This is a genomic window from Acetobacter orleanensis (genome assembly GCF_001581005.1).
In the GTDB taxonomy this organism is placed as follows: domain Bacteria; phylum Pseudomonadota; class Alphaproteobacteria; order Acetobacterales; family Acetobacteraceae; genus Acetobacter; species Acetobacter orleanensis.
Genome location: NZ_LHZV01000045.1, coordinates 1 through 12,749 on the forward strand (window position 1 = coordinate 1; position 12,749 = coordinate 12,749).

The window sequence follows — 12,749 nt, forward strand, 5'->3', positions numbered from 1 at the left end:
AAACGCTCATCCGTGACTTTTCAAACAGGCTCTCAGGGAATGGACGGACAACCCCGTTAAAAACGTTCTGGCCGGAATGGTTGGAACATTTGCCCTTATCCCGGAAGTCATCGCTTTTTCCTACGCAGCAGGCGTGGCCCCTGCGGTCGGGCTGTTCGCCTCCTTTGTTATCAGCATTGCCATTGCGATAACCGGAGGCAGACCGGGGATGATTTCCGGGGCCGCCGGGTCTGTTGCGCTGGTCGCGGCGGACCTCGTGCATGGGCATGGGTTTGACTATCTCCTATTGGCCACCCTGCTGGCGGGCGCGTTCCAGATTGTCTTTGGCCTGCTCAGGCTGCAAAGCATGATGCGCTTTGTCTCGCGCGAGGTGGAAACGGGTTTTGTGAACGCGCTTGGAGTGCTGATTTTTTCTGCCCAGATACCACAAATGCTGCATGTCACATGGCATACCTACGCGCTCATTGCGCTTGGGTTGGCAATTGTTTACCTGCTGCCGCGCCTCACCACAGCAATCCCTTCCCCCCTCATCTGCATCTTGGTGCTAACCGGCCTGACCATGGCCGTGCCCATGCCGGTGCATGTGGTGTCTGACCTCGGGGCTCTTCCTACCGACCTCCCGCCCCTCACTCTGCCGCATGTGCTGATGACGTGGGAAACTTTTAAAATCGTGCTGCCCTATGCTTTTGCCATGGCGATGGTCGGCCTGCTGGAATCCCTCATGACCGCCACAGTGGTGGATGAACTAACAGACACGCACAGCAACAAACGCATGGAATGCACCGGGCTTGGTATCTCCAACATTTTTGTCGGCCTGTTTGGCGGCATGGCAGGCTGCGGGATGATTGGCCAGACAGTCGGCAACCTCCGCTATGGCGGGCGCGGACGGCTTTCCACTTTTACCGCAGGCGCCTTCCTGCTTCTGCTGCTGGTGGCATGCCATAGCTTTGTTGCCCGGGTGCCGGTGGCGGCACTGGTCGCCATCATGATCATGGTGTCTGTCAGCACATTTTCATGGTCGTCCCTACGAGACCTCGTGCGCCACCCGCGCCTGTCATCCACTGTCATGCTGGTCACGGTTCTGGTGGTGGTGCTGACGCATGACCTTGCTGCCGGGGTTGCCTGTGGTGTGCTGCTAAGCGGGCTGTTCTTCTCGTTTCAGGTCATGACACTTCTGAAAATACCTGACAGCCTCAGCGCAGATGGCACCACCCGCACCTATTATGTGCAGGGGCAGGTCTTTTTCGCCTCCGCCAGCCTCCTGCCAGACGCCATCAATTTTCAGGACACAGCGACGCATATCGTGCTGGACCTGAAAGACGCCCGACTGTGGGACATCAGCGCGGCAGATGCGCTGGAGAAAATCGTCTCCCGCCTGCACGGACGCGGCAAGACCGTGCGGATTTTACATCCAGATGCCCGCGCAGCCCAACTTCTCTCAGCCTTGGGGCATGAGACTCTTCTGGATGAGGCGCAGCTCTAGCCTACTCGCCAACAACACGCTTCCCCTGTTTGGGCACAAGCCGTAACGCCAGCAGGCCCGCAGCAATGGCGGCATAAATAAACGGCTCCGTATGCCATGTTTTGAAGGAGAGAGCGTAATGGATACAGGCCAGAATCATGGCAATGTAAACCAGCTTATGCAGCCGTGCCCACCGCCGCCCGAGCGCCATGATCGCCTTGCGGGTTGAGGTCATGGCAAGCACCAGCAGGATTAAAAATGTGAGCAAACCAAAGGTCAGGAAGGGGCGCGTGGTAAAATCCTTCCACAGGACATGCAGATCAAAATGCCGGGCCACACCCGCATAAAATACCACATGCAAGGCCGCGTAGGTAAAGGCCAGCAAGCCGAGCGGGCGGCGGTAGACCGTCAAGTCCAGCTTGGCAAAGCGCCTTAACGGGCTGACAGCCAGTGAAAGCAGCAAAAACCGGAACGCCCAGAGCCCGAAATCATGCAAGCAGGCAGAGACCGGGTTTGGCCCAAGGCGGTTCGCCATACCCTGCGCAATATCCGATACGGCGGGGATAAGGCAAAACAGATAAAGAAAAACCTGCCGTGTCAGCGGGGAGAAACGGGAACGCCGCCGTCTGCCTGAAGCGTCTGGAGCCATCTGCTTTAAAAATCCTTTCGCAAATCCATACCGCGATACAAATCGGCCACCTGCTCCGCATACCCGTTGAACAGCCGCGTTGGACGACGGGCGGTTTTAAACAGACTGCCTTCCCCAATAATCTGCTCGCTCGACTGGCTCCAGCGCGGGTGGTCCACATCCGGATTCACGTTGGCGTAAAACCCATATTCGTTAGGGGCCATTCGGTTCCAGCTTGTGGGCGGCTGCTGATCTGTCACGGTAATGCGGGTTATGGATTTAATGCCCTTAAAGCCATATTTCCACGGCACCACCAGCCTGATTGGCGCGCCATTCTGTGCAGGCAGAGAGTCCCCATACACACCAGTCGCCAGCAGGGTAAGCGGATGCATAGCCTCATCAAGCCGCAGTCCTTCTCTATATGGCCACTGCAAGGAGAACAATCCGCCTCGCTGGCCGGGCATTTCAGATGGCCGGACGACTGAGGTAAACGCAACATATTTTGCCCCGGCCTTAACACCAGCGGCCCGCAGCAAGGCTCCCAGCTCAAACCCCTGCCATGGGATAACCATGGACCAAGCCTCAACGCACCGCATCCGATACAGCCGGTCTTCATGCCCGAACCGGGCAGTCAACGCATCAAGGTCCCAACTCTGGGGGTGTTCAACAAGCCCATCCACCTGAACCTGCCAAGGGCGTGGGTGGAAGGAGCCGGAAAGCTCAGCCGGATCGCTCTTCTCCAACCCGAATTCATAAAAATTATTATAATGCGTGACATCGTCCCGTGGTGTCGGCTTCTCGCTCGCAGGCCATCCACGCGTGGGCTCCGCAACAGGCGCATCAGCACGTGCCCTGCCGGAGCCCAGCCCGCCCGCCAGAACACCACCTGCTGCCGCACCCAGCATTGCACGGCGCGAGAAAAACAACTGGCGCGGCGTAATATCCGAGGAAGCCGGGCGAGGATAGCGATACACAGCCATGGAAAACCCCTTCCTTTTCAGGCCTGAACCGAACCTTTGTAGGAGTGAAAAGCAAAGCACCGGGAATGTATATGAAAAAAAATGACACAAAAACCGGCCCCTTGCAGGAAGCGGGTTTGCCGCAGGTGCTGCGGTCAGACGGACAGACTGCCGTAGGGGCGCGCAGCGGATTCACCCCCTCCGCGTATCATCCGGTTTTCTTTCCGGCATTTCGCGCAACGGAACCATGCAGGAAACCACATGAGAAGCCCGATCGTTTCTGCCATACTAAGGCTACCATACTGACCGCACGCAACATGACAGGGATTTGCACAATGACCACACAGCAGACCATTGGATTTATCGGCTTTGGCGCCATGGCCAGCCGCATGGGCGATAACCTGAAAAAAGCCGGATACGCTCTGGTTGCCTATACGCCCTCCGGCAAGGGTGGGGATGGCAGCACGCCTTTTCTGCCGTCCCCTGCCGACGTTGCGAAAAAAGCCGATATCGTCCTTGTCTGCGTGCCGGATGATGAAGCCCTCGCCGCCGCCATGTATGGCGAAAACGGCGCGCTGGCAGGCATGCACGCCAACCAGCTTTTGCTAAACACCAGCTCCGTCTCACCCGAAGCGACCGATGCCCTGCAAAAAGCCGGGCAGGACAAAGAAATCTGCGTTATCGACAGCCCCGTGTCCGGCAGCACGCCGGAAGCGGAAGCCGCCGCACTGGTAATTCTGGCCGGTGGTGATGATGCTCTTCTTGCCCGCGCCAAACCTGTGTTTGACTGCATTGGGAAAACCACCATCCATGCAGGCCCGTCCGGTAGCGGGGCGCGTTTAAAGCTGGTGATTAACGGCATTATGGGTGCCGGGCTGGCGGCCGTGGCAGAAACCATCGCCTATGGCCTTGCCGCCGGTCTGGACCGCTCCATGCTGTTTGATGCGCTGGGCGAAGTGGCCGTTATCTCTCCCCATCACAAACGCAAAATTCGTGCTGCCAAAGAGGGGGATTTCACGCCGCAGTTCCCCACCCGCCTGATGCAGAAAGACATGCGCCTGCTGCTGGATGCCGCAGCCCGGCAGGCTGTCCCCATGCCCACCATGGCCGCCACAACACAGCAACTCTCTCTAACCCGGCGCGCCGCCGCGAATGAGGACTATTCCGCGCTGATTGGCGTGATGGAGCATATTGTCGCGAATGATGCCTGAGGCAACGCCTCAAAACGCTACGGCAGACCTACTGCCGTAGCTGCTGAGCCGGGCGGCCTTGCCAGCCTCCGCAATATTGGTAGGGCCGCGCTGGCGGATTTCGCCGTGCTGGGTATCCAGTCAGTGCCGCAGCTTGCGCAACAGGAGCCGGATGCTCTTTATCTGGCTCTTTGCCAAAAAACGCAGCAGCGCCCTGACCGCTGTGTGCATGATGTCTTTGCCGCAGCCATTTATCAGGCTTGCACAAGCGAGGCCCGAAACTGGTGGGATGTCACCCCACACCGGAAAGCGCGCCAGCAGACCAGAAATTTTCCGGTGTATGATTGGCCCTTTATGAAGCAAGTGCTTCCGTGCGCTGAAACGCGCGGGCCGCTTTCCACCCTGCACGGATAACGGCCAGACGGTCCGTTAGCCCACGCGGTTGCCCGGCCTGCGCACTGCTCCGGGCCAAATCCCGGCCAGCCAGCACGGCAGGCAGAGCAGCCAATGCACAGCGGGATGGTAAAGAGCGCACATCACAGGCTTGCAAAAACGCCTCTCCTTCCCGTCGTAATCCGTCTTCCTCTCCGGGAAACAGGTAGCGGCCGCTCTCGTGCAAACGCGGCCAGTGCCGCGCCATAGCGCCAGCCCCGTAAGCGGCACCGCAGGCTTCTAGTCGGGCCAATACGGCATCATCCCGCACGCCCAGCGCCTCACCCACTGCCCGCTGGAGGCTGCCCGCACCATCCAGCATCATCTGCCGCCAGACGCTCACATCGGGGGACGGGCTGAGTTCAGCCTCCCGTGCGCTGAGCACACGCAACAGCGTCTCCTTGCGAAAGACCCCGCGCTCAAGGGCCGATAAAACAGCCGGAGCAAGCGCATGATCCGGTGCCCGCGTCCCCTCCAGCACCTCACGCCACCATTGGAGTCGGATCAGCCCGGCAATGGGTCCGGCTATCGCTGCGGAACGCGCGGGAGCAAGGGCACGGGTCAATTCCGCATGGAACGCCAGAAGCGCCATAACATCGGGGCGCACCGTGGCTGGCAGAAATCCCGCGCATAAAGCCCGGTCCGGGTCCGCCTGCCGCACGAGGGCCTCCACCTGACGATCCCCTGCCGAGGCTGCCTGCTGTGTGCCCTGCTCGCTTCTGCTCATCCACTTCACTCCGGCCACGTTACAAGCGGCGTAATCAGTCTGCGTCCATAGACTCTGTGAGCCAGCCCCGGGAACCACCCGCTCCTCTTGCCACGCCATCACGCCGCCGCCGTACGCGGCACCGCATGCCTCTGGCGGGAACAGCACAGACGCAGCCTAACCTCGCGGGATCTTTTTTCTGCATGGCACGTTAGCCTTCAACACCGATCTAGTCAGGGACAACAGTGTGTGACCTGCCAAAGCAAATGCACGATTGTCATACCTCTGTCCCTTGACGCATGGGCCTGAGGTCCATAGCTCTGGACTGTGGCGCATGTCCGCGCATTTTTACCATTATGGAGTATGTCATGGCTTTTGAACTGCCTGCACTTCCCTATTCCTACAATGCCCTTGCCGCTCGCGGCATGTGTCAGGAAACGCTTGAACTCCATCATGACAAACACCATCAGGCCTATGTTACGGCTCTGAACAACTTTGTTGACGCCAACCCGGCGCTTCAGGGCAAATCTCTGGACGAGATCATTCTGGCCGTTAAGGGTGACAGCGCTCAGGCTCCTGTTTTCAACAATGCGGGGCAGCACTGGAACCACATCCTGTTCTGGCAGAACCTGTCTGCCAACGGTGGCGCAATTCCGGACAAGCTGGCTGCAAAAATCAACGGTGACTTTGGCAGCGTTGAGTCCTTCAAAGAGGAATTCAAGAAGGCCGCAACCACACAGTTCGGTTCAGGCTGGGCATGGCTGGTGCTGGGCAAGGACGGCAAGCTGGCCGTAACCAAAACCGCCAACGGCTCCAACCCGCTGGCTGAAGGTCAGGGCAAAGTGCTGCTGGGTTTGGATGTGTGGGAACACGCTTACTATCTGGACTTCCGCAACCGTCGTCCGGACTACATCACCAACTATCTGGACAAGCTGGCTAACTACGAATTTGCTGAAGCTCAGCTTAACGCTGCCTGAGGCTTTTCTCCTCAAAGCCCGGAAAGAACGCCTCCCTCACCGGAGGCGTTTTTTTATGCCTGACCGCCTGCTGCCTCTTGATTGTCACAACAGACACTCCAATCTCTAAAGACGAGAAAAGACCATGCCGCCATTGCCATAATGGGATGGGGACAAGGCCTTCAGTCGCCTGAGTATTAGGGACAAGAGGGAAATTATGGATATCGCAAAATTTACAGAACGCTCTCGCGGTTTTTTGCAGGCCGCACAGACTATCGCCATCCGCGATTTTAACCAGCAATTAACACCGGAGCATCTGCTCAAAGCCATGCTGGATGATGAGGAAGGCGCTGCCTCCTCCCTGATTCGTGCGGCCGGGGGCAACCCCGATGCTGTAAGAGCCGCGAATGAACAGGCTCTGGCCAAACTGCCCAAAGTTCAGGGCGGCGGCGCTGGTCAGCCTTCAGCCACGCCAGATCTGGTCCGTGTGCTGGACGCTGCCGAGCAGCAGGCACAGAAAGCCGGTGATTCCTTTGTTGCGCAGGACCGTCTTCTGGTGGCCATTGCCGCCTCGGACTCTTCCGCAGGGCGCGCTTTGAAAGACAATGGCGCCACACCTGCCGCTCTGGACAAAGCCATCACGACCATCCGCAAAGGACGCACTGTGACCAGCGAAAACGCTGAAGCCAATTTTGACGCACTGAAGAAATATGCCCGCGATGTGACGGAAGTGGCACTGGCAGGCAAGCTGGACCCGGTTATTGGCCGTGATGAGGAAATCCGTCGCGCCATTCAGGTTCTCGCCCGCCGCAGCAAAAACAACCCGGTGCTGATTGGTGAGCCGGGCGTGGGTAAGACCGCCATTGTGGAAGGTCTGGCCCAGCGCATCGTGAACGGTGACGTGCCGGAGGCGCTCAAGAACAAAAAGCTGCTCTCGCTCGATATGGGCGCACTGGTGGCAGGTGCCAAATATCGTGGTGAGTTTGAAGAACGCCTGAAAGCTGTTCTGAAAGAAATTGAATCCGCCGAAGGGCAGGTCATTCTCTTTATTGATGAAATGCACACGCTGGTTGGCGCTGGCCGGACGGATGGGGCCATGGATGCCTCCAACCTCATCAAGCCGGAACTGGCCCGCGGCACCCTGCACTGCATTGGGGCGACCACACTGGATGAATACCGCAAATATATCGAGAAGGATGCCGCACTCGCCCGGCGCTTCCAGCCCGTCTTTGTGGGTGAACCTTCTGTAGCGGACACCATTTCCATCCTGCGCGGCATCAAAGAAAAGTACGAACTGCATCACGGCATTCGGATTACGGATGGCGCATTGGTTTCCGCCGCTACGCTGTCCAACCGCTACATCACGGACCGCTTCCTGCCGGATAAAGCGATTGATCTGATTGACGAGGCCGCCAGCCGCCTGCGGATGCAGATTGACAGCAAGCCGGAAGAGCTGGACGAACTGGACCGCCGCGTCATTCAGCTCAAAATTGAGCGAGAAGCCCTGCGTAAGGAAAGTGACAGCGCCAGTAAGGACCGTCTGGAAGCCGTAGAAGCGGAACTGGCCGATCTGGAAGAAAAATCTGACGCCATGAGTGCCGCATGGCACGCGGAAAAAGACCGCGTGAATGCTGTGCAGAAGCTTCAGGAACAGCTTGATCAGGCAAAGTCCGAAGTGGAAGTGGCGCAGCGCAAGGGTGACCTCGGGAAAGCGTCCGAACTGATGTATGGCGTCATTCCTAATCTTCAGGCGCAGATTGAAGAGGAAACGCAGAAATCCCAGTCTGACGCAGGCAAAAGCGGCCTCGTGTCGGAAGCTGTGACGGATCAGGACGTGGCCTCCATTGTCTCCCGCTGGACGGGGGTGCCGGTGGACCGCATGCTGGAAGGTGAACGCGCCAAACTGCTGCGTATGGAAGATGACCTGCGTAAATCCGTGGTTGGGCAGGAACAAGCGCTTAAGGCGGTTTCCAACGCTGTGCGCCGGGCGCGTGCAGGCTTGCAGGACCCCAATCGCCCGATTGGCTCCTTCCTGTTCCTCGGCCCGACGGGTGTGGGCAAGACCGAGCTGACCAAGGCTCTGGCCCGCTTCCTGTTTGATGATGAAAAGGCTCTTCTGCGTATCGACATGAGTGAATTCATGGAGAAACACGCAGTTGCCCGCCTGATTGGCGCCCCTCCGGGTTATGTGGGGTATGAAGAAGGCGGTGTGCTGACAGAAGCCGTGCGGCGTCGGCCCTATCAGGTCATCCTGTTTGATGAAGTTGAAAAAGCACATGAGGATGTCTTCAACATTCTTCTTCAGGTGCTGGACGACGGGCGTCTGACGGATGGTCAGGGGCGCACGGTGGACTTCCGCAACACCATTATTGTGCTGACCAGCAACCTTGGTTCCGATGTTCTGGCCCATCAGCCGGACGGTGAATCGACCGACATGGTGCAGGCACAGGTGATGAAGGTGGTGCGCGAGCACTTCCGGCCGGAATTCCTGAACCGTCTGGATGAGATCATCCTGTTCTCCCGCTTGCAAAAAGCGGACATGACCAAGATTGTCGATATCCAGATCCGTCGCCTTCAGAGCCTGCTTGATGAACGCAAGATTGTTCTCAAACTGGACGATCTGGCTCACGCTTGGCTGGCCAATGAGGGGTATGACCCTGTGTATGGTGCCCGTCCGCTCAAACGGGTTATCCAGCGCAGCCTCCAGAACCCGCTGGCGGAACTGCTGCTGCAAGGCACCATTCATGACGGGGAAGAGGTTAAAATCTCTGCCAATGGAGACGGCCTGCTCATCAACGGTCAGGACGCCGCTGCGGCTCTTGCCTGATCACCCTGCAAACAGGCACAACGGACACGGGAAGGCTCAGGCCTTCCCGTTTTTTATTGCGCGCATGACAAAGGGAGTTTCCTTATGGCTGAACCCAACTGGCTGATCTGGGCCCGTGAACTTCAGGGCATTTCCCAGACTGGCCTGACCTATGCCAAAGACCCTTTTGACAAAGAACGCTATGAAATGCTGCGCACCCTTGCGGCAAAAATGATGGCGGAAGGCAGCGGCCTACCCGCCGCAAAAATCGAAACCATTTTTCAGGAACATTCCGGCTACGCCACACCAAAACTGGAAGTGCGCGTCGGTGTGTTTGACAAGGATGGCCGCATTCTGATGGTGCGGGAAGTGCTGGACCAGAACAAATGGACCGTGCCCGGCGGCTGGAGCGATGTGAACCTGACCGCCGCAGACTGCGCCGCCAAGGAAGTCTGGGAAGAAACCGGCTATACCGTGCGCATTACCAAACTCGCCATGGCGCTGGACCGCGCCACGCAGGGGCATCAGCCGCCCGAAGCATTCAGCGTGACCAAGCTGTTTTTCCTTGGAGAACTGACTGGGGGCACCCCCACCACCAGTATTGAAACCAGCGAAGTACGCTTTTTCGCTCATGATGAAATCCCTGAGGATCTTTCAACCGGTCGCATTCTCCCGCACCAGATTGAACGCCTCTTTGCGCACCATGCAACCCCAGCCCTGCCAACCGAGTTCGACTGACGCTGCTCTTGTTTTAACAGAACCGCGCGCCCGACTTTCTTTCGCAATATCGACAGACTGGCGCTTCATATATCTCATACGACACCGGGTAAGCTCCAAAGCTACCCGGACCAGACGCTTCTCCTCTACAGCCGCATTTTTATGCTAAAATACGTGCCGCTGACTCTGACCGGAAGACACGCCATGCCAAACCCGAAACCCCTGATCCTGTCCTTTGGCAGCATCAATATTGACGTTACCGCGCGGGCGGCCCGCCTGCCACGCCCCGGTGAGACGGTGCATGGGGAAAGCTATGCCGTCATGCTTGGTGGCAAAGGCAGCAATCAGGCGGCAGCGGCGGGACGGCTGGCAGAAGGCTCCGGCATACAGGTTGCTCTGGCCGGGCGTATCGGGCAGGACAGCTTCGGCGCGCAGGCACGGCGGGAGCTTGAACGCTTTGGCGTGGACCTTTCTCCGTTACGGGAAGATGCCGCCAACCCAACCGGCGTTGCCCTGATCGGCATTGATGGCAGCGGCGAAAACTGCATTACCGTTGTCGGTGGCGCAAACATGGCGGTGGATGAGACGGATGTTGAGGCCGCCGCCCAATGGCTGGAGCGCACATCCGTCCTCCTGCTGCAACTGGAAGTGCCGCAGAAAGCCGTTCTGGCCGCAGCCCGCAAAGCCAGAGCAGCAGGCGCGATCGTGGTGCTGGACCCTGCCCCAGCACCAGAGCAGGGTCTTCTGGACGAGCTCTGGCAGGAAATTGATATTCTCACACCCAATGAAAGCGAAACTTTCCAATTAACGGGCATCCGGCCCGAAAGCGCAGACGATGCCGCAAAAGCTGCGAACCTGCTTTTGGCAAAGGGTGTCAAAGCCGTTCTGGTTAAAATGGGAAGCCGTGGCGTGTTCTGGCATGACGGAACGCAGAGCGGGCTTTGTGCGCCATTTAGCGTTCAACCCGTCGATACGGTCGCGGCGGGAGACTGCTTCAACGCGGGACTGGCCTTTGCACTGGCTCAGGGACAGCCGCTTTCAAAAGCCGTCCGCATTGCCTCGGCTTGCGGCGCGCTGGCCACCACCCGTCACGGTGCCGCGGATGCTGCCCCAGACTGGAAGACCGTAGAGACTCTTATGGCCGCGCAGCCAGAACGGTAAAGTTGCTTCAAAAAGTGCAGAAACATCGTTCACGCATGACAGCAGAACACCGGCAAGAGTTATTCTGGTCCTCTGCCTTGCCGCCATAACCGTATGGTCATGGCGGCTTAAGCGTATTTTCAGGCTAGAATTGGCTCAACCTGCTTAAACAGCATTTCAAAACGCGCACGGTCTTCCGCCTTGATGCGCACAAAAATATTCGCGCAGCTTTCATCATCCGTGCGGTCCAGCACTTCACCATGCTGATAGAGCCAAGCGGAAGCGGCCCCATCGGACAGCGGCACGCGGTAACGCACCTCTTCCATAGCTTCCGTCATCTGCCGGTCAATCAGCGCCATCAGTTCTGGCAGACCATCTCCCGTCATGGCGGAAATGGCTGTGGCATCCCCCAGTTGGGCCAGTTCCTCTGGCCCGCCAAGCAGATCCACCTTGTTCAGCACTTCAATCATGCGGCTAGACCAGTCTGGCTCAATCATGTTGTCCCGCGCCATGCCATCCAGAACGTGGAACACGTCTTTTTTCTGGGCCGCACTATCGGGGTGCGCAATGTCGCGCACATGCAGGATAATGTCCGCTTCCGCGACCTCTTCCAGCGTTGCGCGGAACGCCGCAATAAGTTCTGTCGGCAGATCACTGATAAAACCCACAGTGTCGGACAAAATGATCCGGCGGCCAGATGGCAGCGTGATGGCGCGCATTGTTGGGTCCAGCGTTGCAAAAAGCTGGTCCTTTGCGTAAACCGCAGCCCCTGTCAGCGCATTGAACAGCGTGGATTTGCCCGCGTTGGTATAGCCCACCAGCGCCACCACCGGAAACGGCACCCGCTTGCGAGCCTGACGGTGCAGGCCACGGGTGCGGCGCACCTGTTCCAGATCTTTCTTGAGCCGCACAATGCGGTCCCCGATCATCCGGCGGTCGGCCTCAATCTGTGTTTCACCCGGACCACCAAGGAAGCCGAAGCCCCCGCGCTGCCGCTCCAGATGGGTCCACAACCGCACAAGCCGAGAGCGCTGATATTCCAGATGCGCCAGTTCGACCTGCAACGTACCTTCCTTCGTGGCCGCACGTGCCCCGAAGATGTCCAGAATCAAACCCGTGCGGTCAATAACCTTGCAGCCGAAAGCCGTTTCAAGATTACGCTGCTGGGCAGGGCTGAGCCGCGCATCGACCACCAGCACGTCGATTTTCTCAGCCTGAACGGCTATTTTGAGCGAGTCGACCTGCCCTTTACCCAGCAGGGTGGCGGACCGTCTGGCCCGCAGCAGCAAGGTCGCCTGAAGAACGATCACCAGCCCGATGGACGCCGCCAGTCCAACCGCTTCTTCCAGCCGGGCTTCCGCCGCCCTTACATCCTGATCATGTGCTGATTTTTCCCAAGGAAGAATAACCGCGCCTCGGGTAGCCACGGGTTTTGTATCAGATAAAATCGTCGCCAAGTGTGGGCTCTCTGTCTGTCTGGGCACCAGAATGGGGTGCTTCAAAGATATTAATAGGCACAGTCGGCATGACCGTGCTGATGGCATGCTTGTAAATCAGCTGTGTCTGCTCATCGCGTTTCAGCAGAACAGTCGCATCATCAAACCACGTAATATTGCCCTGCAATTTCACGCCATTTACGAGAAAAACTGTCACAGATGAACGCGAGCGGCGAATCTGGCTCAGAAACGCATCCTGCACATTGTATCCGGTGTCCTTATCCACGGTAGAGGCCCTATTCTCTTTTTTTTGTTAC

11 protein-coding genes and 1 pseudogene are annotated in these 12,749 nt (G+C 58.2%); 7 read left to right on the forward strand and 5 right to left on the reverse strand.

Annotation, left to right across the window (positions count from 1 at the left end):
* Positions 1–67: 67 nt before the first annotated feature.
* Positions 68–1,483, forward strand: a complete 1,416-nt coding sequence (locus AD949_RS02305; RefSeq protein WP_048836359.1) for a SulP family inorganic anion transporter — start codon at positions 68–70, stop codon at positions 1,481–1,483.
* Position 1,484: 1 nt separating this feature from the next.
* On the opposite strand, the gene AD949_RS02310 is transcribed toward AD949_RS02305, so the two are convergent.
* Together AD949_RS02310 and msrP are read right to left on the reverse strand one after the other, a co-directional pair.
* The gene (locus tag AD949_RS02310; protein WP_048836358.1) at positions 1,485–2,111 is read right to left on the reverse strand and encodes a protein-methionine-sulfoxide reductase heme-binding subunit MsrQ; all 627 of its coding nucleotides are present in this window, start codon (positions 2,109–2,111) and stop codon (positions 1,485–1,487) included.
* Between the two features lie 5 nt (positions 2,112–2,116).
* Positions 2,117–3,070, reverse strand: coding sequence for a protein-methionine-sulfoxide reductase catalytic subunit MsrP (gene msrP / locus AD949_RS02315; protein WP_048836357.1), 954 nt, complete (start codon positions 3,068–3,070; stop codon positions 2,117–2,119).
* 314 nt (positions 3,071–3,384) lie between these two features.
* Between msrP and AD949_RS02320 the strand changes: the two genes are divergently transcribed.
* Positions 3,385–4,260, forward strand: coding sequence for an NAD(P)-dependent oxidoreductase (locus AD949_RS02320; protein WP_048836366.1), 876 nt, complete (start codon positions 3,385–3,387; stop codon positions 4,258–4,260).
* A 69-nt stretch (positions 4,261–4,329) separates the two neighbouring features.
* Positions 4,330–4,653, forward strand: a pseudogene (locus AD949_RS02325) (helix-hairpin-helix domain-containing protein); the annotation flags it as partial.
* Here the strand turns inward: AD949_RS02325 and AD949_RS02330 are convergent.
* Positions 4,592–5,398, reverse strand: coding sequence for a squalene/phytoene synthase family protein (locus AD949_RS02330; RefSeq protein ID WP_048836365.1), 807 nt, complete (start codon positions 5,396–5,398; stop codon positions 4,592–4,594). The pseudogene AD949_RS02325 and the gene AD949_RS02330 sit on opposite strands and share 62 nt — an antisense overlap.
* A 347-nt stretch (positions 5,399–5,745) precedes the next feature.
* Here AD949_RS02330 and AD949_RS02335 point away from each other — a divergent pair, with 347 nt between their 5' ends.
* The 4 genes from AD949_RS02335 (at position 5,746) to rbsK (ending at position 11,017) form a co-directional block, all read left to right on the forward strand.
* On the forward strand, positions 5,746–6,354 hold the full coding sequence (locus AD949_RS02335; protein ID WP_048836364.1) for a superoxide dismutase: 609 nt from the start codon (positions 5,746–5,748) through the stop codon (positions 6,352–6,354).
* A gap of 196 nt (positions 6,355–6,550) precedes the next feature.
* Complete coding sequence (clpB, locus tag AD949_RS02340) at positions 6,551–9,160, forward strand: ATP-dependent chaperone ClpB (RefSeq protein WP_048836355.1); 2,610 nt, start codon at positions 6,551–6,553, stop codon at positions 9,158–9,160.
* A gap of 84 nt (positions 9,161–9,244) precedes the next feature.
* Positions 9,245–9,877, forward strand: a complete 633-nt coding sequence (locus tag AD949_RS02345) for an NUDIX hydrolase (RefSeq protein WP_048836354.1) — start codon at positions 9,245–9,247, stop codon at positions 9,875–9,877.
* A 183-nt stretch (positions 9,878–10,060) separates the two neighbouring features.
* Positions 10,061–11,017 (forward strand): ribokinase, encoded by a 957-nt coding sequence (rbsK, locus tag AD949_RS02350; RefSeq protein ID WP_048836353.1) that lies wholly within the window; start codon positions 10,061–10,063, stop codon positions 11,015–11,017.
* A 119-nt stretch (positions 11,018–11,136) separates the two neighbouring features.
* Here rbsK and hflX read toward each other — a convergent pair whose 3' ends face one another.
* Positions 11,137–12,480, reverse strand: a complete 1,344-nt coding sequence (hflX, locus tag AD949_RS02355; RefSeq protein WP_174766794.1) for a GTPase HflX — start codon at positions 12,478–12,480, stop codon at positions 11,137–11,139.
* Positions 12,434–12,718 (reverse strand): RNA chaperone Hfq, encoded by a 285-nt coding sequence (gene hfq, locus AD949_RS02360; protein ID WP_048836351.1) that lies wholly within the window; start codon positions 12,716–12,718, stop codon positions 12,434–12,436. Before hfq ends, hflX begins: the two co-directional genes overlap by 47 nt.
* Positions 12,719–12,749: the final 31 nt, after the last annotated feature.